Annotated in this window: 22 protein-coding genes and 2 pseudogenes; 10 read left to right on the forward strand and 14 right to left on the reverse strand. The window is 70.1% G+C overall.

Features of this window, described 5'->3' with window-relative positions:
* Positions 1-9: 9 nt before the first annotated feature.
* The 6 genes from ACIQIB_RS15280 to ACIQIB_RS15305 form a co-directional block, all read right to left on the reverse strand.
* Positions 10-996, reverse strand: a complete 987-nt coding sequence (locus ACIQIB_RS15280) for a heme A synthase (RefSeq protein WP_400758301.1) — start codon at positions 994-996, stop codon at positions 10-12.
* 338 nt (positions 997-1,334) lie between these two features.
* On the reverse strand, positions 1,335-2,690 hold the full coding sequence (locus ACIQIB_RS15285) for a GH1 family beta-glucosidase (RefSeq protein ID WP_400758303.1): 1,356 nt from the start codon (positions 2,688-2,690) through the stop codon (positions 1,335-1,337).
* A gap of 340 nt (positions 2,691-3,030) precedes the next feature.
* On the reverse strand, positions 3,031-3,306 hold the full coding sequence (locus ACIQIB_RS15290; RefSeq protein WP_400651598.1) for a hypothetical protein: 276 nt from the start codon (positions 3,304-3,306) through the stop codon (positions 3,031-3,033).
* Positions 3,307-3,795: 489 nt separating this feature from the next.
* Positions 3,796-4,284, reverse strand: a complete 489-nt coding sequence (locus ACIQIB_RS15295) for a hypothetical protein (protein WP_400758305.1) — start codon at positions 4,282-4,284, stop codon at positions 3,796-3,798.
* A gap of 12 nt (positions 4,285-4,296) precedes the next feature.
* A complete protein-coding gene (locus tag ACIQIB_RS15300; RefSeq protein WP_400758307.1) occupies positions 4,297-4,557 on the reverse strand; it encodes a hypothetical protein in 261 nt (86 codons plus the stop codon).
* Between the two features lie 306 nt (positions 4,558-4,863).
* Positions 4,864-5,115, reverse strand: a complete 252-nt coding sequence (locus ACIQIB_RS15305; protein WP_400758308.1) for a hypothetical protein — start codon at positions 5,113-5,115, stop codon at positions 4,864-4,866.
* A gap of 563 nt (positions 5,116-5,678) precedes the next feature.
* Between ACIQIB_RS15305 and ACIQIB_RS15310 the strand changes: the two genes are divergently transcribed.
* Positions 5,679-6,881: a helix-turn-helix domain-containing protein gene (locus ACIQIB_RS15310; RefSeq protein WP_400758310.1), complete on the forward strand. Its 1,203-nt coding sequence runs from the start codon at positions 5,679-5,681 to the stop codon at positions 6,879-6,881.
* Between the two features lie 542 nt (positions 6,882-7,423).
* On the opposite strand, the gene ACIQIB_RS15315 is transcribed toward ACIQIB_RS15310, so the two are convergent.
* The 3 genes from ACIQIB_RS15315 to ACIQIB_RS15325 all read right to left on the reverse strand — a co-directional run bounded on the left by ACIQIB_RS15315 (position 7,424) and on the right by ACIQIB_RS15325 (position 8,600).
* Positions 7,424-7,744 carry a hypothetical protein gene (locus ACIQIB_RS15315; RefSeq protein ID WP_400758312.1) on the reverse strand — a complete coding sequence of 107 codons (321 nt, stop codon included), beginning with the start codon at positions 7,742-7,744 and terminating at the stop codon, positions 7,424-7,426.
* Positions 7,737-8,033, reverse strand: coding sequence for a hypothetical protein (locus ACIQIB_RS15320; protein WP_360644528.1), 297 nt, complete (start codon positions 8,031-8,033; stop codon positions 7,737-7,739). Before ACIQIB_RS15320 ends, ACIQIB_RS15315 begins: the two co-directional genes overlap by 8 nt.
* A gap of 183 nt (positions 8,034-8,216) precedes the next feature.
* Positions 8,217-8,600 carry a winged helix-turn-helix domain-containing protein gene (locus tag ACIQIB_RS15325; protein WP_400758314.1) on the reverse strand — a complete coding sequence of 128 codons (384 nt, stop codon included), beginning with the start codon at positions 8,598-8,600 and terminating at the stop codon, positions 8,217-8,219.
* Between the two features lie 583 nt (positions 8,601-9,183).
* Between ACIQIB_RS15325 and ACIQIB_RS15330 the strand changes: the two are divergent.
* From ACIQIB_RS15330 to ACIQIB_RS15345, 4 genes and pseudogenes are all read left to right on the forward strand, one after another.
* Positions 9,184-10,470, forward strand: a pseudogene (locus ACIQIB_RS15330) (replication initiator); the annotation flags it as partial.
* A 6-nt stretch (positions 10,471-10,476) separates the two neighbouring features.
* The gene (locus ACIQIB_RS15335; RefSeq protein WP_400758336.1) at positions 10,477-10,671 is read left to right on the forward strand and encodes a hypothetical protein; all 195 of its coding nucleotides are present in this window, start codon (positions 10,477-10,479) and stop codon (positions 10,669-10,671) included.
* On the forward strand, positions 10,668-10,853 hold the full coding sequence (locus tag ACIQIB_RS15340) for a helix-turn-helix domain-containing protein (RefSeq protein WP_400758316.1): 186 nt from the start codon (positions 10,668-10,670) through the stop codon (positions 10,851-10,853). Before ACIQIB_RS15335 ends, ACIQIB_RS15340 begins: the two co-directional genes overlap by 4 nt.
* Positions 10,853-12,178, forward strand: a complete 1,326-nt coding sequence (locus tag ACIQIB_RS15345; RefSeq protein ID WP_400758318.1) for a tyrosine-type recombinase/integrase — start codon at positions 10,853-10,855, stop codon at positions 12,176-12,178. Before ACIQIB_RS15340 ends, ACIQIB_RS15345 begins: the two co-directional genes overlap by 1 nt.
* Positions 12,179-12,366: 188 nt before the next feature.
* On the opposite strand, the gene ACIQIB_RS15350 is transcribed toward ACIQIB_RS15345, so the two are convergent.
* The 3 genes and pseudogenes from ACIQIB_RS15350 to ACIQIB_RS15360 all read right to left on the reverse strand — a co-directional run.
* Positions 12,367-12,825 (reverse strand): hypothetical protein, encoded by a 459-nt coding sequence (locus ACIQIB_RS15350; protein WP_400758320.1) that lies wholly within the window; start codon positions 12,823-12,825, stop codon positions 12,367-12,369.
* Positions 12,826-12,830: 5 nt separating this feature from the next.
* Complete coding sequence (locus tag ACIQIB_RS15355; RefSeq protein ID WP_400758322.1) at positions 12,831-14,741, reverse strand: polymorphic toxin-type HINT domain-containing protein; 1,911 nt, start codon at positions 14,739-14,741, stop codon at positions 12,831-12,833.
* Positions 14,742-14,794: 53 nt separating this feature from the next.
* Positions 14,795-15,058, reverse strand: a pseudogene (locus ACIQIB_RS15360) (family 1 glycosylhydrolase); the annotation flags it as partial.
* Between the two features lie 284 nt (positions 15,059-15,342).
* On the opposite strand from ACIQIB_RS15360, the gene ACIQIB_RS15365 reads away from it, so the two are divergent.
* A complete protein-coding gene (locus tag ACIQIB_RS15365) occupies positions 15,343-15,519 on the forward strand; it encodes a hypothetical protein (RefSeq protein WP_400758324.1) in 177 nt (58 codons plus the stop codon).
* Positions 15,520-15,604: 85 nt separating this feature from the next.
* Here ACIQIB_RS15365 and ACIQIB_RS15370 read toward each other — a convergent pair whose 3' ends face one another.
* Positions 15,605-16,870 carry a sensor histidine kinase gene (locus ACIQIB_RS15370; RefSeq protein ID WP_400758326.1) on the reverse strand — a complete coding sequence of 422 codons (1,266 nt, stop codon included), beginning with the start codon at positions 16,868-16,870 and terminating at the stop codon, positions 15,605-15,607.
* Entirely contained in the window at positions 16,867-17,532 is a 666-nt protein-coding gene (locus tag ACIQIB_RS15375; RefSeq protein WP_363606295.1) for a response regulator transcription factor, read from the reverse strand. The genes ACIQIB_RS15370 and ACIQIB_RS15375 overlap by 4 nt, the downstream gene beginning before the upstream one ends.
* Positions 17,533-17,656: 124 nt before the next feature.
* Here ACIQIB_RS15375 and ACIQIB_RS15380 point away from each other — a divergent pair, with 124 nt between their 5' ends.
* From ACIQIB_RS15380 to ACIQIB_RS15395, 4 genes are read left to right on the forward strand one after another with little or no spacing between them, the layout of a single operon-like run.
* On the forward strand, positions 17,657-18,160 hold the full coding sequence (locus tag ACIQIB_RS15380; RefSeq protein ID WP_363606296.1) for a hypothetical protein: 504 nt from the start codon (positions 17,657-17,659) through the stop codon (positions 18,158-18,160).
* Positions 18,150-19,241, forward strand: a complete 1,092-nt coding sequence (locus ACIQIB_RS15385) for an efflux RND transporter periplasmic adaptor subunit (RefSeq protein ID WP_400758329.1) — start codon at positions 18,150-18,152, stop codon at positions 19,239-19,241. Before ACIQIB_RS15380 ends, ACIQIB_RS15385 begins: the two co-directional genes overlap by 11 nt.
* The gene (locus ACIQIB_RS15390; protein WP_363606298.1) at positions 19,238-19,948 is read left to right on the forward strand and encodes an ABC transporter ATP-binding protein; all 711 of its coding nucleotides are present in this window, start codon (positions 19,238-19,240) and stop codon (positions 19,946-19,948) included. The genes ACIQIB_RS15385 and ACIQIB_RS15390 overlap by 4 nt, the downstream gene beginning before the upstream one ends.
* Positions 19,945-21,141: an ABC transporter permease gene (locus ACIQIB_RS15395; RefSeq protein WP_400651573.1), complete on the forward strand. Its 1,197-nt coding sequence runs from the start codon at positions 19,945-19,947 to the stop codon at positions 21,139-21,141. Before ACIQIB_RS15390 ends, ACIQIB_RS15395 begins: the two co-directional genes overlap by 4 nt.
* Positions 21,142-21,239 lie beyond the last annotated feature (98 nt).

Genomic DNA, 21,239 nt, shown 5'->3' on the forward strand with positions numbered 1-21,239 from the left:
CGACGGCCCTCAGGCCGAGTGCTCCGGAGCCCGAACGGCCGGCGCCGGGAGCACCGGCTCCGGCCCGGACGGTGCGAGCAGCCGGGCCGGGCGGGCCGCGAGCAGAACCCGGAGCGCACCCACCCAGACCAGGGCGGCACCGAGCAGGTGCAGGATCACCGCCGCCTCGGGCAGGCCGGTCAGCGACTGCACCACGCCGATCAGGCCCTGGGCCAGCACCACCAGCAGGAAGACCGCCGTCCGGCGGCGCGCGGCGGCGCCGGACGCGTCCCGGGGCAGCGCCGCGAACAGCACCGCCGCCAGCACCAGCACCACCGCCGCGAGCAGGCCGTGGACCACGGTGACCGTCGTCCAGTCCAGGCCGATCCGGGGCACGTCGGAGGAGTCGCCGGCGTGCGGGCCGGTGCCGCTGGTGACCGTACCGACCACCACCATCACGGCGGTGACCGCCACCAGGGCCGTCGCCAGGCCCCGGGCGCGCTCGGACGGCGCGGCCCCGGCGGGCCCGCCGCGCGCGTCGTCCAGCGTCGCGTCCCAGGTGACCGCGGCCGCGGTGAGCAGCAGCATCGCGGCCAGGAAGTGCGCCGCGACGATGTACGGGCTGAGCTTCAGCCAGACGGTGACGCCGCCGACCACCGCGTTCAGCACCACGATCCAGAACTGCGCCCAGCCGCCCCGGAGCACCCGCGGCACGGGGGTGCGCTGCAGCCGGGCGGCGATGATCACCCAGCCGACCACCACGCAGAGCACGCCGGTGAGCATCCGGTTGGAGAACTCGATCGCGCCGTGCAGCCCCATCTCGGAGGTCGGCGCGAGCGTGCTGTCGGTGCACATCGGCCAGTCGGGGCAGCCGAGGCCGGAGCCGGTGACCCGGACGACGCCGCCGGTCATGATGATCCCGATCGCCGCCACCACCGAGGTCACGGCCGCCGCCCGGACGCTCCGCGGTCCGAGCGTGTAGCGTCCTGCCAACCAGGACAAGGGGGTTCGCGCCATCGGGGCCATCCTCGATCGAGTCGTCGTTCGGTGGGCCCAGCCTACGACGGCCTTACGGATCGGTGGTCAAGGCCCTCCGAAGCGTCACGACGAGCACGATCCGCCGGGCACCCGCCCCGCTGCCCGCCGCGGAGCAACGCCTCCGCCGGCCCGGCCGTCCGCGGGAGGCGCGGGCGGCCGGGGCTGGGGCGCGCTCAACGGAGGATCAACCTTGATGCTCGTGCACCGCGTTGGCGCCCTGGTTCTTCTTCCACGACTTCAGCTCCGGCAGTGCGCCCGCCTTGACTCTCGGCCACACCATGAATCAAGTCGACTAATTCCCAAATGAGTTGATAAGGTCACCCGACCCCCTGCCCCGCGAACCGCTTCCGGTGCGCGGCGATCAGGTCGCGGTACCAGGCGTACGAGGCCTTCGGCGTGCGCACCTGCGTCGCGAAGTCGACGTGGACCAGACCGAAGCGCTGACTGAACAGTCCCTCCGCCCATTCGAAGTTGTCGAGGAGGGACCAGGTGTAGTAGCCGCGGATGTCGATGCCCTCGGCGGCGGCGCGGGCGAGGGCATCGAGGTGGGCGGCCATGAAGTCGATGCGGGGCTGGTCGGGGACGGTCTCCTCGGCGACGGAGCAGCCGTTCTCGGTGATGGTGACGGGCGGGAGGGCCTTGCCGTACAACTCGCGTAGGTCGAGGAGGAGTTGGGTGAGAGCCTCGGGGACGACGGGCCAGCCGAAGGCGGTGTGGGGGACGTCGGGGATGTCGACCAGGTCGAAGGGCAGGCCGGGTTCGGTGGGGGCGGCGACGCGGGTGGGGTTGTAGAAGTTGAGCCCGAGGCCGTCGAGGCCGGGGGTGTGGATGAGGTCGAGGTCGCCGGGGCGGACGGCGCCGAAGATGTCGTCGGGGACGCCGAGGGCGGAGAGGTCGGGGTAGCGGCCGAGGAGGACGGGGTCGGTGAACAGGCGGTTGTGGAGGGCGTCGTAGGCCGCTGCGGCGGCCAGGTCGGCGGGGTCCGAGGAGGCCGGCTCGACCGGGGTGAGGTTGTTGGAGAGCATCGCCTCCAGACCTCGGTCGTGGAGCAAGGACGCGGCCAGGCCGTGGCCGAGGAGCTGGTGGTGGGCGGCCGGGAGGGCCTCGAACATCAGGGTGCGGCCGGGGGCGTGGGTGCCCAGGGCGTAGCCGTACACGGTGTGGACGAAGGGCTCGTTGAGGGTGATCCAGGCGGGGACGCGGTCGCCGAGGCGGTCGGCGACGACGGTGGCGTAGTCGGCGAAGCGGTACGCGGTGTCGCGGTTCAGCCAGCCGCCCCGGTCCTCCAGGCCCTGCGGGAGGTCCCAGTGGAAGAGGGTGGGCAGCGGGGTGATGCCGGCCTCCAGCAGCGCGTCCACGAGCCGGTCGTAGAAGGCGAGGCCGGCCGGGTTGACGGCGCCCGCGCCGGTGGGCAGGACGCGGGGCCAGGAGACGGAGAAGCGGTAGCCGTCCAGCCCGAGGCCCTTCATCAGGGCGATGTCCTCGGGGTACCGGTGGTAGTGGTCGCAGGCCACCGCCCCTGTGTGGCCGCCCCGGACGGCGCCGGGGCGGGCGGCGAAGGTGTCCCAGACGGACGGCCCGCGGCCGTCCTCGTCCACCGCCCCCTCGATCTGGTAGGCGGCGGTGGCGGCACCCCAGCGGAACCCCGCCGGCAGGTCGAGACGATCCGGCATGACAGCCTCCTGACTAATGCGAGGATGACTCATGTTACTGACGTCACGCTGGAACACCAGAAGAGGTCGACGCCCCGAGATCGCGGACCTCAACGACCGCCGAACCCACTTGCCCCTCAGCAGTCGAAAATAGGTGCACACATCACCATTCTGTCTGATTCACGCAGATCTGGGTTCATCTCATCCACCCGCCATGACACCTGATTCCACCTCATGGCACCGGTTCCGTGAGAGGCGCGCGAGAGGACCGTGAGCCGCAGTGAGCTCCCTCACCGCGGCTCAGCGGTGCACCGACTCACCGCGAAGAGCTGTGGAACCATGGCATCTCTGCCCCTCGGAGTCAAAGAACGTGCTTGTTGCAGTGGCCCAGAAAAAGGCCGCTTTCCGAGAAGCCGCAGTGGAGCACGGCTGAAGCCCGTGGGGTGACGCGTCGGATGCGGCGACTTGCTGCGTCGCATTCGATCGCCAGGATGCGGCCGTTGACATTCTCCGAGGCCAGACGCCCCAACTGGTCGTAGCGGTGGGCCAGCTCAACACCCGGGGCGACCGCACTGGCGAGGCGGCCCATCCGATCGTAGCTGTAGGTGATGCGTTGCCCGGCAACGTCCTTGGCCACGAGCCCAGGACGCCATACGTGTAGCCGATGCTCTGGGCACTGGCGACACACAGCCACCACCGATCCGCCCGACGCCGCCGCCATCCCCTCTTCCCCATCACTCACGCCTGAAGCCGAACATGACAGAACGCCGCCCCTGGGTGCTTCAGGTCTCGCAGGCCCGCCCGGTGCTCGGCCCGGCCGAACTGGCCGCGCTGGATGGCCTGTTGCCGACCGCGCGGCCTTCCGCACCGGCCTCGCCCTCCTCCTCGACGGCGTCGCGGCGGCCCCGTCGGACGCGGCGCCGTAACGCAGCCGGCCCCACCGGATACCGCTCCGGTGGGGCTCCTCGGCGACCGGCCACGTCGGCACCACGTCGAGCGGCCTTCCGGAGGCTTTGCCGCCACAACGGCCTGGGCGCCCCTCCGAAGGGTTTCGGAGGGGCGCCACCCCGTCGGCAGCGTCCGACGGCGTCACCTGGGATGCCGGTTCAGCAGGCGGCGCTCCGACTCACAGAGATTCCGAAAGCCAGAGCGAGAAGTCTTCGCCCACCTCCCGAATGTCCTGGTCATCGCTCATTTCGGCCTGCCCGACCAGCCGGTGAAGTGCCGGCCGGTCATTCAGATGCCGGAACAGCTCGGCCAGCCTTCGATAGTCGTCTGCGTCCGCCGTCCGCAGACGCGCGTCGACGATTTGCCGGACAGCCGATATAACGACGTCCGTCTGCCCACTCGCGATCACCCGCCTCGCGGCAAGTGCCCATCCAGGTGAAACCGCGTTGTCGATCAGCTGATCAAGCAACACGGGAACATCTTCCGGCAACACCTCGAGGAACGAGAGGGCTGCGTCTCGCTCCCAGTTGGACCCCTGCAAGGCAGCTGCCAGGACGTCACGACGCGACTCGGCGTTCCGGTAGAAGTCGGCCCGGACATCGGCGGCCCGCCTTTCGGCTGCCACGACTGCCGTCCACAGGTCTTGATCAGACTTCCGAGCGTCCATGGGTCTCCTAGGTCAGGGAAGCTTGACGCCGATGTTCTGCCAATTCATGCTCTTGATCAGTCCATCGAATTCCTCGAACGTCATGCTCCTCGTCGGATAGACAGTAGAGTGCCCCATCGGCATGGGTCCACCGACTCCAGCGCCGTCCGCAATGATGCCGAGGCCGTCGGGCAGCGGAGCATTCGGTGCCCGAACCTGGCCGCTCAGGTTGGCTGCGCGAAGGTTTTCGACGGAGTCGAAGACCGACAGCCCACTCACATTCAGCGCCTCCAAACTGGCAGCCGAAGGGCCGTGAACGAATCCTTCAGGATCGACGTCAATATCCCTCCCCGAACGGACGCGTGGGCCACCGGCGATAAGGCAGTCTGGTCCTGTGTTGTGGACGAGGACTGGCGTGTTACCTGCCAGTACATAGTACGTGTGCTACGCGACCCCTCTCCACCTGCCTTTTCGCAGGTCAACGGTGGTTTGACGGTCCGTTGGTGTCCGTGGATGTGCGCCGAAGTCCGTGGTTGTTGCCGTCGCTACTGCCGTCAGAGGTATAGACCAGTTGTGCTGTCATCGGCTGCGCGCGTGATCCTACTGCCACGCTCCGGGCTCGGCACGGACGATGGCGTGGGTGGTCTGCCGATAGGACTGGTGGCCGGTCTGCGCGCAGTGTCCGGCGATCCAGCGCGTCAGGTCATCGGGGGTGTGCATCTCGCCGGACGCGGCCGCGCAGCCCTGTTCTTCGCCGGTGACGCAGAGCGCCTCGAAGGTCGGCAGCGCCAAGGGGTCCGGGTCGGTGGTCACGTTGTACTCGCGGAACCGGTAGCGGGTGGCCGTCCCCATCAGTGTGGTCCTTTGCCTCTGTCGCGTCATCGGGTCTCGAAGGTCTACCGCCGTGGTGGTATCGCGGACTTGGCCGGCAGTTGTGCTCGTCAGGTCGGGCATCTTCGGTCGCCTCCTGTGGGGCGGGGATGCGCTGCCCGCGCGAGTCCGCGATTCTGAGAACGTCCGACAGGGCCTCGGTCAGGCGGCAGGCCAGCCAGCGGTATTCGACGGCCGGCCGTACGGGCGTACCAGGTTCCAGGACGCCTCGGGCGTACTCCAACAGTTCCTCGCCCATGCCGATCTGCACCGTTTCGATGTCGTCGGCGAGGGTCGAGAGGTACCCCCTGCCGTCGGTGCTCAGGTAGCAGGGGTTCCCGTCCGGGGTGGTCCAAGGAAGCAACCGAGGCCCCTCCCCTGCAGACTCCGCACTCCCGCGAGACAGGCGTTCCGCTTGGCTGCTGTTCTGGTTCATCGTGCCCGCCCGTGGTCGGCTCCGCTGTGGCTGTTGATCAGGGTCCCCTTTGGCGCGAACCTTGCGGAGTAGCCAGCGTGTCTGCCTCTGTGTCTGCCAAGCTGGCCAGGTGCGGGAGACGGTCGGGGAACTGGTCAGGCGGCTGCGCCGGGCGCGCGGTTGGAGTCAGCGGCGGCTCGCCGAGGCGCTGGCCGATGCTGCTCCCGGGCGCATCCCTCCGACGCGAAACGATGTGTCCCGCTGGGAGATCGGCACTCGGTCCCCCCGGGAGTGGCTGCCCTTCCTGGCGCTGGTGCTGGAGGTTCCCCGCGAGCTGCTGGAAGCGGCGAAGGCAGTCCAGCCCCCCGAGTCCGCGCCGCGCGTGTTGACCGTGGCCGACTTCCTGCCCGAGGGCGACCCGCTGTCCCCGTTGAGCGCCCGTACGGGCCGTCGGATCGGGGCTGGGCAGGTGGCCGACCTGGCTCAGCGGGTCCACGGCCTGCGGCTGGCCGACGATGTGGTGTACGGGAAGGACTTGATCGCCCCGGCCCTGCGGGAACTGCGGGCGGCGGTCACGCTCTACCGCGAGGGTACTCACACCGAGGATGTGGGCCGTGAACTGCTACGGGCGATTGGCGAGTTGGCGCAGATTGCCGGTTGGGTCGCTTCCGATGCGGGCGAGCATGCCGAGGCGGAGCGGATCTACCGGCTCGGGATCAGTGCCGCTCGTGCCGCCGGGGACGGCGTGCTGTCGGGGAACGTGGCGGGCTCGCTGGCCTACCAGTGGAGCAACACCGGACTGGCAACCGACGCGGTAGACCTGGCTGCCGCCGCAGTGGCAGAGGCCGGTCCCGATGCTCCGGCGAAAGCCCGCGCGCTCTACCTGGACCGGGTGGCCTGGGCGCACACCCGCGCCGGGCAGGACCGCCCGGCGATGGCTGCCCTCGGGGAGGCCGGCGAGGCCCTGGCTCAGGACTCGGCCGGCACCGAATCGCCGTCGTACCTGTACTGGATGGACGCCGGGGAACTGCAGGTCATGGAGGCCCGCGTCTACACCGAGCTGCACCGGCCGCTTCGCGCCGTTCCGCTGCTGACGGACGTCCTGGGTCGTTACGACGCCAGTCACGCGAGGGAGTTGGCGCTGTACCTGTCCTGGCTGGCCGTGGCCTACGCTGACGCGAACGAGCCCGAGGCCGCAGCCGGGACTGCTGGCCGGATGCTCGCCCTGGGGCAGAGCGGCAGCGAACGCATCACCGAGCGCGCACGGATCGTGCTGGACCGGCTGCGAGCGTTCCGCGACGTTCCCGAAGTCGCCGAGCTGCTGGCGTCCTGATCGTCCCGATCGGGCGCGGGGGGCGAGTTCGGATCTGCTGATTGCGGGCGTCTCGGTACTCGGCGGGCTTGCGCACGGTCTGGTCGCTCGGCACAGGAGCGGTCGGCGGGCAACCTGCCCTGCGGAGCCGAGGGCGGCGTCGGACACCGCCCTCGGCGGGCCCGGCGATGGAAACGGAGGGTCGGACCCCTGGCCGACCCTGTGCCAGCGATCCGACCGTAGGACGGTCGCAGGCGACAACTTGCTCCGCAAGGCGCAAGGAGTCCTTACCCCACAACTTGCTCCGACCCTGGGCGGTGCTCGGGTAAGCAGCGCTTACCCCACAACTTGCTCCCATCGGGCACAAGTTGAAGCCCGCCCCGACCCGGCTGCTCTCTGACCGCCCCGCACCGACCTCATGCGCTGGTCCGGCCCTGGGTCGGTCGGCGACGTCGGGCAACCTCCAGCGGGCTGGTCCCGCCTTGAACCTCGTAGAGAAAATCTGGACGCACGCCCCCAACCGACACGGCAGGGGCGGCAGCGCGCCCAGGTGGGACGGCCGGTCAGTAGAGCTGGACGCGGGTGATGACACAGTGGGGTTCGGGGGCGTCGGCGACGATGACGTACTCGGTGACGCCGAGGGAGCCGCCGGACCCGAGCGGCATCCGTCGCTGCTGGGGCCAACGCTCGGAGGCCGTGCTGCCGGGGACCAGGCCGCAGGTGGTGTTAATCCGTACGGTGGCGGAGATGATGGCGCTGAAGACCTCGCCGGTCACGGCCGGGTCCTGCAACAGGGCCTCGACCTCCGGGGACAGGTAGCAGGGCCACCCATCGTCGTCCACCCCGTCCTCGCCTTCGTCGTACGGCTCCCCGGAGTCACTCAACGGGCAGCCCTGCCGCGCGCCGGGCCTCGACCGCGTCGGCCACGCTTCGCAGGGGCAGCGTGCCAGCGAGAGCGGCAGCGGTGAGCTGGTCGCCGCGCGCCTGGTCGGCGTCGAGCACCGCCTCGCACCACCAGTGCCGCAGCACCGCCTCCGCCTCCTGCGGCGCCGCCGCCAGCAGCTCGCGGTAGAACTCCATCCGCCGCGCCCCGGACAACGCCGCCGCGATCCCCTCGGCGTTGCGCGGCACCCGCTCGCCCGCGCCTTCCATGTGGACCGACTGCACCGACATGGCCACCTCCCTGCTTCTACGACTACCCGGCCAGTCTGCCTCCCCGGTACCCCGGGCGTCGACGCGGCCACCGCCCCGGCCGGGCCCTGGTCCCGAGCTGACCCTATCCGCGCCCCGTGCACGACGGGTCGAGGGCCGGGAATCTCACCCGATCCAGTGACCGTGGAGCGGAGTATCCCCAGGTCAACCCTGGTGCCTGCTGCCCAGCTCCACAGCCTCGACGCGGGTGCGGAGGTCGGCGATCTGCCCGACAGCCTCGGCCAGTGCCCGTTCCAGCGCCTCCACGCGGGCCACCATGCCGCCGCCGTGCGCGTTCCCCACGCCCGGGCTGCCGAGGTCTTCGTCGGTGTCGGCGTCGGGGTGGGCGACGAAGGCTCCCTTGCCGGGGCGGGAGATCGCGTAGCCGTCCTGCTTCAGCAGGGCCATGGCCTTCTGCACGGACAGGCTGGAGGCCCCGTACTCCGCCATCAACACGGCCTGCGTCGGCAGCGCGTCCCCGGGCTTCAGCTCCCCGGAGCGGATCCGCCCCCGCAGGGCCTCGGCGATGACCTCGAACGTCAGCAACACCGTGCCGCCCGCCGGTCTGCGCCCCCGCCGCCCCACCGTCACTGCAGGTCACCCCGCCTTCTCTGCGCTACTACCACCGAAATCCGGCCCGTCCAAAACGGAAGACCGGGGCCACAGTACTCGCGTCCCCACCGGCCACCGAAATGGATGAGGAGGGATGCACTTGAATGCGCGCTTGAAGCGATGCTACCTTCACGCACCGCTGGTGAACACCACCGCTGACCAGGCCAGACGTCCCCGGCCCACCATCCGCGCCCGCCGTCACGCGCACCGTGCCCACGTGCGCCGACCACCCCGGTCGCCCCTCAATCGCCACTCCTCTTCTCCCGACTCCTGCCGGAGGTCTGTCCCCATGTCCGCGCAGCTTCAACTCCCCACCCCCGCGACCACCTCCACTCCCGCCAGCACGGCGTTCGCCGCACCGGCTCTCACCACCAACGCCGACACGTCCGCGAACAGGAACTCGGCGCTGGAACGCCGGGCGCGGCTGACCGCCAGGCTGGCCAAACTCGCCGCCGCCGGATACCTCGCACCCCTGGCCCGGCAGATCGGCTCACTGGGCGGCTGCGCCCGCCCGATCCGCATGACCGGACACCGCACCCGCCTGGACACCGCCACCGGCCAGATCCTCGACCATCCCGACACCCGCCACTTGCCCGCCGGCGAACTCCTGGTGCGCTGCGGCAACCGCCGCACCACCCGCTGCCCCGCCTGCTCCACCCTCTACCGCTACGACACCTACCAGCTCATCGCCGCCGGACTACGCGGCGGCAAGACCGTCCCCACCACCGTCGCCACCCACCCCGCGTCTTCGCCACCCTCACCGCCCCCGGCTTCGGCCCCGTCCACAACCAACCCGGTGCCGCCCCCTGCACCTGTGGCGCCCGGCACGACGACGGCGACCCGCTCCTCGGCACCCCGCTGAACCCGCAGCGGTACGACTACACCGGCGCGGTGCTGTGGAACGCCCACGCCCCGGCCCTGTGGGCCCGCTTCGCCACCCACCTGCGCCGCGAGATCGCCAAGGCCGCCGGACTGACCCAGCGCACCCTGCGCCACCACGCCACGCTCTCCTACGCCAAAGTCGCCGAATACCAAAAGCGCGGCCAGATCCACTTCCACACCGTCATCCGCATCGACGGACCCACCGGCCCCACCAGCACCCCACCCACCTGGGCCACCACGGGGCTCCTTGACCGCGACGCTGCCAAGCGCACCCGCGTCCAGCACCTCTCCGGGGCTGGGGAGGGCGATCGGGCACAGTCGCCGGAGCCCTCGGTGTTCCGGTTCGGGCGGCAGATCGACGTCCGCGCGATACGCGGCACCGACTTCACCGGCGACGGCCCCGTCGCCGACCGGCACGTCGCCGCCTACATCGCCAAGTACGCCACCAAGGGAGCTGAGACCACCACCGGCACCCTCGACCGCCGACTGCGTCTGCTGGCCGAACTCGCCCAGTACGACCTCACCGACCACGCCCGCCGCATGATCCACACCGCCTGGCACCTCGGCGCCCAACCCCAGCACACCCACCCACCTCCGCCTGCGCCAGTGGGCCCACATGCTCGGCTTCCGAGGGCACTTCTCCACCCGCACCCGCCGCTACTCCACCACCCTCACCCACCTCCGCGCCGAACGCACCGCCTGGCGCACCCGCCAAGACGACGCCACCTCTGCCTCGACGCCGCTCGACCCGGCAGCTGTTGGCCGACACGCCGGTCAGGAACCGACCGGTGAGGGCCAGCCGGTCACTGACCGGCACAGTGACCGCGAGGACCGCGCTGACCTGACCGCCGGCCACACCGACCCCGGCCCCGGTCACCGCGCAGGTCACCGCGCGAAGGACGGGCGATCCGGCGGCGCGGACACGACTCTGGTGATCTCGCACTGGCAGTACGCCGGAACCGGCCTCCTGCCCGAACTCGCCCACCTCGCCGACCTCCTGTCCACCAAACCGCGCCCCCGGACCGAGCAACCGAGCCGCCCCCGGCAGGCGCGGCGCGCCGGTGACCCGGCCGGTCACACCACCGACCCGCTGACCACCGCCGTCCAGACGGGGGCGAACGCGTGACCGCCGAGACCGAACTCCTCACCGTTCCCGAGGTCATGGCCCGCCTGAAAATCAGCCGCTCCACCGTCTACGACCTCATCCGCACTCGGCGGCTCGCCTCGATCACCATCGGCCGCGCCCGCCGCATCCCCGCCCACGCCCTGACCGCCCTCGTCCACCACCAACTCGCAGAGGCAGCCTGATGACCAGCTCCGAAACCAACCCCGGCCCCAGCGCCAGCACCAGTTCTCGCAGGGTCCGCGCCAACGGTGACGGCACCGTCTACCAGCGCAAGGACGGACGCTGGGAAGCCGCCGGCTACGTCCTGGCCGTCGGCGACACCCGCAAGCGCGTCCACGTCTACGGCAGCACCCGCAAGGAGGCCCTCGCCAAGCTCACCGAGAAGATCGCCGCCAGCAACCGCGGAGTGCCCACCGCGTCCGCGCAGGGCAGCGTCGCCGCGTTCCTCACCTACTGGCTGGAGACCGTCGCCGTCCACCGCCTCCGCGAGAACACCCACACTCGCTACACCGCCTGCGCCCGCCTCTACCTCATCCCCGGCCTCGGCCGGAAGAAGCTCGCCAAACTCACCGTCAAGGACGTCCGTACCTGGCTCGACCAACTCCGCACCACCTGCCAGTGCTGCGCACGCGGCCTCGACGCCGCCCGCGACCAGCCCCAGTGCTGCGCCGTCGGCAAGTGCTGTTCCAAGCGACTGTCCCCGCTGACCTTGGCCTACGTCCACTCCGTCCTCAAGTCCGCACTGGAACACGCCGTCCGAGAAGAGGAGATCCCGCGCAACGTCGCCCGCAACGTCCGCATGGGCACACCCCGACCCCGCCGCTTCGAACCCCTCACCACCCAGGAAGCCCGGGCGTTCCTCGCCGCCACCCACGGCCACCGCCTGCACGCCCTGTTCGAACTCGCCCTCCGCACCGGGCTCCGCAAAGGCGAACTGCTCGGCCTGCGCTGGGAAGACCTCGACCTGGCCGGCGGAACCGCCAGCATCCGCCGCACCCTCCAGCGCACCAACTCCAGCGGCCTGACCGCCCTGCCCACCAAGACCCAGAGTTCCGAGCGGCGCATCGCCCTGCCCACGCCATGCCTGCGCTCACTCGAACAGCACCGCGACCAGCAGCGCCAGGAACGGGAAACGGCGGGAGCGGGCTGGAAGGACAGCGGCTACGTCTTCACCCGGCCTGACGGTTGCCCGATCGAGGGAGCCACCCTCACCCGGCACTTCACCGCCCTGCTCCGCCGGGCCAGGCTCCGCCGCATCCGCTTCCATGATCTTCGGCACTCGGCGGCGACGCTCCTCCTGGAGCAGGGTGTCGAGCTCGTCGTGATCAAGGAGCTCCTCGGCCATGCCCGCATCGGCGTTACGGCCACGGTGTACGCCCACGTCCGACTCCGCCTCCAGCGCGACGCCATAGACCTCCTCGGCAACGCCCTTCGCAACCCCGACGAGACCGCCACTCGACCCGACGACGGCGACGAACCGCCGCTTTGTGCAGCACCCGTCCGCTGACGTTGCCGTCAACTACTGCCGTCAAGATCCGCTGAAGGCCCACCAGGCAATGCCTGATGGGCCTTCAGATTTGCACTCACGACATCTAGAAACTGGGCAGCGCTACCGCAGCGTCAATTGCATGCCGAACTCTCTCAGAACACCCACTCGGAGACCCTTCTCAGACCTAGCTGCTGAGCGTACAAGGATCACGCCCCTTGCCGGAGGGTCTCCAGTTCATGAATCGGGAAGGTGATTCCACCCCACGCCTTTGAATATTCGGCAGTGCTGCCGCATCGAACCAGCACGTCGTCAGCCATGACCACCACGCTGCGAATAAATGCACGGACGTCAACCCGACCGCACCATCGCAGACTGCCACCGCTCCAGCGGCGGGACTCTGATTCCATGTCCGCGAATTGGACGACCTGCAAGTACGCCTCTTCGTCTGCTCCCGTAAGGAACAGGAAGGTACCCGCGGGCTCGGCGGGAAGGAAGGCCATTGCCGAGCTTGACCCCAGTCGGAGGTCGATGGCCGCCTGCACCACAGAACCGAGACCATCTCCAATGTATGTGGTGTGTACTTCGATAGTCTCTCGCGGAAAGCGTAGAACGAGGTCGGCCGAGCCGGCCCGTACCATCTTCCAATGCAGAGAAAATTGTTCCATTGCCATCACCTTGGATAGGCGGTACGTAGGGATCCGTCTGGATTGAGGACAACTTCGACGCTAGTTTCACCCTGAGATCCAACAGGGCAGCCGAAATCGTGTGTGTGAATTGTTCCGTCGCGAGGACGCCCGGCTGCATCGGGAGTATTTGGCCGCCCTGGCGTTTTTGCAGTGTCCTCAATCAACTCTCCAATTTCATCCAGATCCGCATAATTGGAGAAAGTTGTGTTTCCTTGCGCCACTCCTGGACTTCCATCTACGTGCTCATCCAGCACGTGTTGCCAGCCACCCCCATTAAAGAGATTGCAGTTGCTGTTGTGAACGAGGACTGGTGTGTTTCCGGCCAGCACATAGTACGTGTGGTGGTCATCGACCGTGAGGTTGAAGCGGTCGGCGACACCGGGTTCCGGGTCGAGACTCGCGACGACCGCCGTCGATCCGTCGGGCGTGGACAGGTGGTGGCCGGGCTCGAGCTTGCCGGCCGGCACCCAGGCGCCGGCCGTGTCGTCCCAGAAGGGGTGATTCGCCGTCGTGCGGAGAACGGCCTGATTCCCGTGCGCGTCCGAGACCGTGACGTCGAGGAGGTCCTTGTCGTGGTTGATCCACAGTGCGCGGACCGTGTCACTTCCGGCTGGTGCTCCGGTTTCCCCATCACCGGTCCGGACTTCATCGCCCGGCCCGACGCTCGCGATGTCCTTGGTGCTTCCGTCGCCGAGCAGGACCTGGGTGTCCGGGGAGAAGCTGCACCCGGCGCCGCCGAAGCCCTCCCCGAGCTTTCCGCCGGCGTACCCCATGGCGGCACCGGCGACCGCGCTCAGGATCATCTTCTGCGTGTCTTTGCAGTCCTCGACGCATTGGGCGGCCATGCCCGATGCCGCGCCCACCATCGCGAGGCAGCCCGCGCCCCATGTCTCGGGGCAGAGTGCCGCCCCCACCAGGCCGACGATCATGCCCGCGAGCTGGCCCTTGGCGGCGTCCCACAGTTCCTCGAGGGTGAGATCGCCGAGCACCATGTGCCTGGCCCGCTCCTCGATCGCCTGGTACGCGGGTGTTCCCGGGACGTTCCAGGTCTTCGGGCTCTCCTCCATGATCATATGGACCGCTTCCTTGAAGTTGTCCAGACGCTTCTTCGGAACCTTGCTCAGTACGTCGGCCGACACCGAGCCCTTGGGAGCCGGGGTCGGGGGCTTGGTCACCACTCCGTGGTGGATGTATCCGCTACCGGGGTCACTGGGGTCGATCGGCCCCTCGGTGACGACCCGCAGCGGGTTGTCCGGCCCGGTGCCGGTCCCGCCGATCGGAGTGCCGATGCCGCACTGGTCAGCACGGCACAGGCCGCTCGGGTCACTGCTGTTGACCGGATCGTTGCCGGAGTAGGCGTAGGCGTCCCACTGCTGGGGGGAGTTGGGGTCGATGACCGGGTCGGGGTTGAGGAACCGGCCGGTGCCGGGCTGGTACTCCCGGGCACCGAGGTTGGTGAGGCCGGTGGCGTCGTCCTTGGTGCCGCCGACGAAGCCTCGCGAGCCGGCCCAGGTGGTGGGCTGGTTGCCGCGGGGCTTTCCGAAGGGATCGCTCAGCCGCCGGGTCTCGGCCAGCGTGGCGCCGTCGAGGGCGAGGACGCCGGTGCCGTGGTGGTCGGCGATCTGGTAGGTCGACTTCCCGCCCTGGCGGACCAAGGTGATGCCACCGGGAATCGGGTAGTAGCGGACACCCGTGACCGCGTTGGCGGAGCCGACGGTCGTGTCGTAGACCAGTTCCTCGTTGCCGAGCGTGATGGTGATCCTGCCCGGGTCCCGGCGGATGAGCTGGTTGCCCGAGGCGTCGTAGAGATAGGTGGTCGGTCCCGCGCTCCCGGCCTTCTGGTAGGAGGTGAGCTTGTCCTCGCCGTCCCAGGTGAGGGCCGTGGTACCGGACACGTCGGTGATGGACGTGGTGTTGCCGGTCGCGTCGTACTGGAGGCTGGCCGAGCTGGTCCCGCTCGGGGCCAGGAGACGGAGAAGCGGTAGCCGTCCAGCCCGAGGCCCTTCATCAGGGCGATGTCCTCGGGGTACCGGTGGTAGTGGTCGCAGGCCACCGCCCCTGTGTGCCCGTCCCGGACGGCCCCGGGGCGGGCGGCGAAGGTGTCCCAGACGGACGGCCCGCGGCCGTCCTCGTCCACCGCCCCCTCGATCTGGTAGGCGGCGGTGGCGGCACCCCAGCGGAAGTCCGCCGGCAGGTCGAAGCGGTCGGGCATGACAGCCTCCTGACGAGAACATGAGGGACTGTCATGTTAGCGGCGTCACACCGGAACACCAGAGGCCCGTCAACAAGACTCCGCCTCCGTCACGGGCCTGGGTGCCGGATGAATGGACTTCGACAAGGCCACACACTCCCTGGCGGTGGAGACCCGGCTCGTCCAGCTCGGCTGGGACGTCCTCGAAGGGGGGCCGAAGACCGCGAGCGGCGTTCGGCTGGTCGCGCTCGACCTCGGCACCACGGCTGAAGGCCACCACCGGCCACGTCCGTGGTTTCGCCGGCATGATGACCGGCCTCCGTGGCCACGAACGGCCCGACTGGATCAACGGTGTCTTGCGCGACGACCTGCCGGCCATCCGGGCGTTCGCCCAGGGGCTCCGGTACGACGAGAACGCCGCCGTCGCCGGACTGTCCCTGCCCTGGAGCTCCGGCCAGGACAGGCACGCAGCAACTCGGTGAACCCCTGCGGTCACAGCCCTGAAGGTGCGCAGGCCCTTCGGTGTGGGCACTGTTCGGAGAACGTACAGGCGCCCCAACAGCCGGGTCAGGCCGTGGGGAATTCGACCCGGACCCGCAGTCCGCCCGTGCTGCCGGGGACGGCGGTGACGGCGGCGTGATGGGCGCGCGCGATGGAGGCGACGATGGACAGGCCCAGGCCCGCGCCCTCACGCGGGCCGTGTCGACGCTCCTGAAGGCGGCGGAAGGGCTCGAAGAGATAGGGGACCGTCTCCGGCGGCACCTGGGGGCCGGTGTTGCCGACCTCCAGGACACCGTCGCGCACGCCGACCTCGACCCGGCCGCCGTCGTGGTTGTAGCGCAGGGCGTTGCCGACCAGGTTGCGCACCAGGTGTGCCAGCAGCACCGGATCACCCTCGACGGACACGGGGGCGATGTCGGATCGGACGGTGACGCGGTTCGCTCGGGCTTCCTCCGAGGCGGCGCACTCGGCGGCCACCGCGCGGGCCAGCTGGTCCAGTGCGACCGGTTCGCGGCGGTCCAGCCTCTGGTCGGAGACGGACAGCAACAGCAGGCCCTCGATGAGCCGTTCGCTGCTCTCGGAGACCTCTATCAGTTTGCGGCGGACCCGGGCGACGGCGGCCGGGTCCTCGGTGGCCAGCCCGATTTCGGCCGCGGCCCGCTGCACCGCGATCGGCGTCCGCAGTTCGTGTGCGGCGTTGGCTGCGAACCGCTGCTGCGCACCCACCAGCTGCTCCATGCGGTCGAGCATGGCGTCGAAGGTGTCGGCGAGCTGTTTGAGCTCGCCCGGGGGTGCGTCGAGGGCGATCCGCTCGTGCAGGTTCTCACCCGAGAGCCGCCGCGCCGTGTTGGTGATCACCGCTACCGGGCGCAGCACCCGTCCCGACATCCACCAGGCCAGCGCCACCGAGATGACGGCGAAGGCCGCCAGAGCGATCAGGGAGACGGTCAGCAGCTGGTTCTGGGCGGCCTGCTCGGCGGCCTGGGTGACGACCTTGACAGCCTGGAAGTGGGACTGTCCGCCGTCGGCGGGGGCGGTTCCGGGTGGAGCGTTTGCGGGTGAAGCGGTTCCCACTGTGAGGGTCCCCGCCGAGGTGGCGCCCGGGGTCGCCAGTGTGGCCAGTCGCGGTTCGACGGCGACGGCCGTGCTGATCGAGGTGTACAGACCCTCCCGGACCAGGAAGTTGACCAGGCAGATGAGCATGGCCCCGGCGAGGACGAGCAGCCCGCCGTAGAGCATGGTCAGCCGGCCCCGCTCCCCGCCCGGCAGCCGCGGGCGTGGTCTGCCGGGCAGCGGAAGGCGGTTCGGGCCGACCGGAGCGGAGCGCCTCATGCCGGGACGCCGATGCGGTAGCCGTGGCCGGGCACGGTGTCGATGACCGAGGGCTCGCCGAGCTTGGCGCGGAGTTTGCTGAGGGCGACCCGAACCGCGTTGGTGCGGTATCCCATGTTCCGCTCCCACACCTGCTCGATCAGGTCCTCACCGCTGACCACGGCGCCCTCGGCCTGCATCAGCACCTCCAGTACGCCGAACTCCTTGCGGGACAGGGCAAGGTAGCGGCCCTCCCGGAAGGCCTGGCGGCGAGCGGTGTCGAGGGTGATGCCCGCACGCTCGATGACCGGCGGAAGGGCGGGGTGGGTGCGGCGGCCGAGGGCCAGTACCCGGGCCAGCAGCTCCTCGTAGGCGAACGGCTTCGTGAGGTAGTCGTCCGCGCCCAGGTCCAGGCCGTCGACGCGGTCGCGGACGGTACCGGCGGCGGTGAGCATCAGCACCCGGGTCAGCAACCGCTGCTCGACGACGCTCTGGCACACCTCGTCGCCGTGTGCTCCGGGCAGGTCGCGGTCGAGCACGAGCACGTCGTAGTCGGTGAGGCTCAGCCGTTCCAGCGCGTCGGCGCCGTTGTACACGACGTCGACGGCCAGGGCGTCGCGCCGCAGTCCCTCGGCGATCATGTCCGCCAGGAATTCCTCGTCCTCCACGATCAGTACACGCATGACATCAGGTGTACCTGAAAACCACCTTTCGTCGCCGTAAAGGTCTCGGCTGACAGCGGCGAAATGCGGGTGCGTGCCAGCCTCTGCGTGGTCGGTCACTCGCAATCGGACACGGAGGAATTCCATGCGGAACCACATGCGGAACCACAGGTACGGCGCGGCGGCCGTGCTGCTGGCGGGGATGGCGCTGTTCACCGCGGCCTGTGGCGGAGGCGTCGCGGGCTCCGGAGGGGGCGGCGGCTCGGACTCGTCGGGCAAGGGCGCGGCGGCGGACCAGGCCTACGAGCACCGTAAGTGCCTGCGCGAGCACGGCGCCCAGGTGAAGGAGCCGGAGCCGGGCCAGGACCCGCGGGGCCTGGTCCTCGAGGGCGGGCAGGACAAGATGGCGGAAGCCCTCAAGGCCTGCGGGGGCGTCGGTGGCTCGGGCGGCGCGAAGATGTCCCAGGCCGACAAGGACAAGGCCCTCGAATTCGCCCAGTGCATGCGCAGTAACGGTGTGGATATGCCGGACCCGAAGTTCGACGGCGACTCGGCGATATCGGGACAGGCGATGAAGATCCCGGAGGGCGCCGAGAAGGACAGGTTCGACAAGGCGAACAAGGCGTGCAGTGGTCAGCATGCGGAGTGAGCGCGGGCGGAGCCGCCGAACGTGCCTGATCGCCGCGCTGGTCACCTCGGTCACGCTGGTGGGCGGGGTCACGGCCCTCTCGCAGACCGGCGGCGGCGGAAGCGCCGGTACGGACCGCACGGACGGGCTGCCGCCGAGCACGGGCTCGGTGGAACGACAGGACCTGAGCAGCCGGACCCAGGTGGACGGGACCCTCGGCTACACCGAGGAGCGCCGGCTCAACGCCGGTGTGCCGGGCACCCTCACCTGGCTCCCGGAGGCCGGCGCGGTCGTGAAACGCGACGGGGTTCTCTACGAGGTCGACGGCCGGAAGGTCCGGCTCATGGAGGGCGAGCGCCCCGTGTACCGGACGCTGAAGGCCGGCGACAAGGGGCCGGACGTCAGACAGCTGAAGGAGAACCTCCGCGACTTGGGCTACGGCAAGGGGCTGGCTGCGGACGAGGAGTTCACCCCCGGCACCGCGGAAGCGGTCAAGCGCTGGCAGAAGGCCCGCGGTCTGGCCCGGACCGGCGAGATCGGCCCCGAGCAGATCGCCTTCTCGCCCGCTCCGGTACGGATCAAGAAGAACGATGCGGCCGTCGGCGACCAGGCCGCTCCCGGCAAGCCGGTCCTCACCACCACCGGCTCCGAACGGCAGGTGCAGATCAAGATCGAGGTCTCCCGGGCCGACCTCGCCAAGCCCGGTACCCGGGTCGAGGTCGACCTGCCCGGCGGCGGCAGGGCCAAGGGCAAGGTCGCCTCCGTCGACCGCACCATCGGTGAGGACGGCAAGGAGCAGGGCTCCCCGGACAAGCCCGCCAAGATCACCGCCCGGGTGCTCTTCGACGACCCGGGGCAGGCGGAGGGCTTCGACCAGGCGCCGGTCACCGTCGAGCTCGAAGGCGAGGTCCGCAAGGACGTGCTGACGGTACCGGTCAACGCACTGCTCGCGCTGTCCGGCGGGGGCTTCGGCGTCCAGGTCGTGGAGAGCGGGAAGGTGCGCGAAGTCCCGGTCGAGCTCGGCATGTTCGGACAGGGCCGGGTCGAGGTCAGCGGGACCGGCCTGGCCGAGGGAATGAAGGTCGGGGTGCCCAAGTCATGAGCGCGGTGGTCGAGCTGAACCAGGTCACCAAGGAGTATCCGGGCGGGGTCGTGGCACTGCACGGGGTGGACCTGCGCATCGGACGCGGCGAACTGCTCGCCATCGTCGGGCCTTCGGGGTCGGGCAAGTCCACCCTGCTGCACATCGTCGGCACCCTGGACCGGCCCAGCGCCGGATCCGTCACCCTGGCGGGCCACGACGTCGCCGCCCTCTCCGACCGCCGGCTGTCCGCCCTGCGCGCCCGGCACATCGGCTTCGTCTTCCAGTCCTTCCACCTGGTGGCCGGGGTCAGCGCCCGGGACAACGTCGCCGAGGGCCTGCTCTACTCGGGCCTGCCGCGCGCCCAGCGCCGCAGGCGCGCGGCCCTGGCCCTGGAGCGGGTCGGGCTCGCGGACCGCATGCACCACCGTCCGCACGAGCTGTCGGGCGGCCAGCGGCAGCGGGTGGCCATCGCCCGGGCGGTGGTCGGCGAGCCTGACCTGCTGCTGGCCGACGAGCCGACCGGCGCGCTGGACTCCGCCTCGAGCGAAGCGGTGATGGAGCTGCTGCACGACCTCAACGCCGAGGGTGCCACCATCGCGGTGATCACCCACGACGGCGAGATCGCCGACAGCCTGCCACGCCAGGTCCGTATCCGCGACGGCCGCGTCGTAGCGGATCTGCGCACCGGCGCCGCCGACCCGGCCGATCGGGGTGGGGAGCGATGAGCCGCACACGGCTCTCCCCGGCCCGGCTCGGCCCCCGTGACGTCCTCCACGTCGGCTCGGCGGGCCTGCGCACCCGGCCACTGCGGGTGGTGCTGTCCGCGCTGGGCATCGCCATCGGTATCGCCACCATGATCGCGGTGGTCGGCATCTCCTCCTCCAGCAAGGCCCAACTCCTGCGGCAGCTCGACCAGTTGGGCACCAACTTGCTGGTCGCCTCCCCTGGCCAGGGGCTGTTCGGAGAGAAGGTGAAGCTGCCCAAGGAGTCGATCGGCATGCTGAGTCGCGTCCCCGGGGTCGAGCAGGTCGGCGCGACCGGTGACCTGGCCCAGTCCGTCAGGCGCAGTGAGAAGATCCCCGACGACGAAACCGGCGGCATCACCGTGAAGGCCGCCACCGAAGGACTGCTGGACGTCGTGCGCGGCGCGGTCGGCTCGGGCACCTGGCTCAACGAGGCCAACGGGCGCTACCCGTCGACGGTGCTCGGACACGTCGCGGCCCAGCGCCTGGGCATCACCACCCCCGGTCAGCAGGTCCACATCGGCGGCCGGTACTTCACCGTCATCGGCATCCTCGACCCGCTGCCGCTGGCTCCCGAGATCGAGCGGGCCGCCCTGGTCGGCTGGGACGGCGCCGGCGCGCTGCTGGGCTTCGACGGCCACCCGACCCAGATCTACGAACGGTCGACGGATCGAACGGTCAGCGCGGTCCGCGAGCTGATCCCACGCACCGTCGATCCGCAGAACCCGCGCAACGTGCAGGTCACCGACCCCTCCTCGGCGCTCCAGGCCAAGGCCGCCACCGAGGGGGCGTTCACCGACCTCCTGCTCGGGCTGGGCGGTGTGGCGCTCCTGGTCGGCGGCGTCGGGGTCGCCAACACGATGATCATCTCGGTACTGGAGAGGCGCCACGAGATCGGACTGCGCCGCTCCCTGGGCGCCACCAGGGGCCAGATCCGTCTCCAGTTCGTGACGGAGTCCCTCCTGCTCTCCGGACTGGGCGGGCTGGCCGGCGTGGCCCTGGGCTCGGCCGCCACCTACGCCTTCGCCGCCTCGGGCGGCCTGCCCTGGGTGGTCCCCTTGTGGGCCGTCACCGGAGGCTTCGCCGCCACCTTGCTCATCGGTACGGCGGCAGGCCTCTACCCCGCCGTCCGGGCCTCCCGCCTCTCCCCGACCCTCGCCCTCAGCACCGGCTAGGGCCAATGCCGGTGACTTTGTGGTCGGTGTCTCGTTGGTTGTGGTGTGGCGAGGGTGGGGCAGGTCAAGTCGCCTGCGGATGAGCGGATATCGGACCG

It is taken from the genome of Kitasatospora sp. NPDC092286 (assembly GCF_044755565.1).
In the GTDB taxonomy this organism is placed as follows: Bacteria; Actinomycetota; Actinomycetes; order Streptomycetales; family Streptomycetaceae; genus Kitasatospora.

Excerpts from the sequence above, each read along its gene's own strand:
- ACIQIB_RS15280 (WP_400758301.1), bottom strand. The coding sequence starts at position 996 with ATGGCGCGAACCCCCTTGTCCTGGTTGGCAGGACGCTACACGCTCGGA.
- ACIQIB_RS15285 (WP_400758303.1), bottom strand. The coding sequence starts at position 2,690 with ATGCCGGATCGTCTCGACCTGCCGGCGGGGTTCCGCTGGGGTGCCGCC.
- ACIQIB_RS15295 (WP_400758305.1), bottom strand. The coding sequence starts at position 4,284 with ATGGACGCTCGGAAGTCTGATCAAGACCTGTGGACGGCAGTCGTGGCA.
- ACIQIB_RS15305 (WP_400758308.1), bottom strand. The coding sequence starts at position 5,115 with ATGGGGACGGCCACCCGCTACCGGTTCCGCGAGTACAACGTGACCACC.
- ACIQIB_RS15320 (WP_360644528.1), bottom strand. The coding sequence starts at position 8,033 with ATGTCGGTGCAGTCGGTCCACATGGAAGGCGCGGGCGAGCGGGTGCCG.
- ACIQIB_RS15345 (WP_400758318.1), top strand. The coding sequence starts at position 10,853 with ATGACCAGCTCCGAAACCAACCCCGGCCCCAGCGCCAGCACCAGTTCT.
- ACIQIB_RS15350 (WP_400758320.1), bottom strand. The coding sequence starts at position 12,825 with ATGGAACAATTTTCTCTGCATTGGAAGATGGTACGGGCCGGCTCGGCC.
- ACIQIB_RS15365 (WP_400758324.1), top strand. The coding sequence starts at position 15,343 with ATGATGACCGGCCTCCGTGGCCACGAACGGCCCGACTGGATCAACGGT.
- ACIQIB_RS15370 (WP_400758326.1), bottom strand. The coding sequence starts at position 16,870 with ATGAGGCGCTCCGCTCCGGTCGGCCCGAACCGCCTTCCGCTGCCCGGC.
- ACIQIB_RS15375 (WP_363606295.1), bottom strand. The coding sequence starts at position 17,532 with ATGCGTGTACTGATCGTGGAGGACGAGGAATTCCTGGCGGACATGATC.
- ACIQIB_RS15380 (WP_363606296.1), top strand. The coding sequence starts at position 17,657 with ATGCGGAACCACATGCGGAACCACAGGTACGGCGCGGCGGCCGTGCTG.
- ACIQIB_RS15385 (WP_400758329.1), top strand. The coding sequence starts at position 18,150 with ATGCGGAGTGAGCGCGGGCGGAGCCGCCGAACGTGCCTGATCGCCGCG.
- ACIQIB_RS15390 (WP_363606298.1), top strand. The coding sequence starts at position 19,238 with ATGAGCGCGGTGGTCGAGCTGAACCAGGTCACCAAGGAGTATCCGGGC.
- ACIQIB_RS15395 (WP_400651573.1), top strand. The coding sequence starts at position 19,945 with ATGAGCCGCACACGGCTCTCCCCGGCCCGGCTCGGCCCCCGTGACGTC.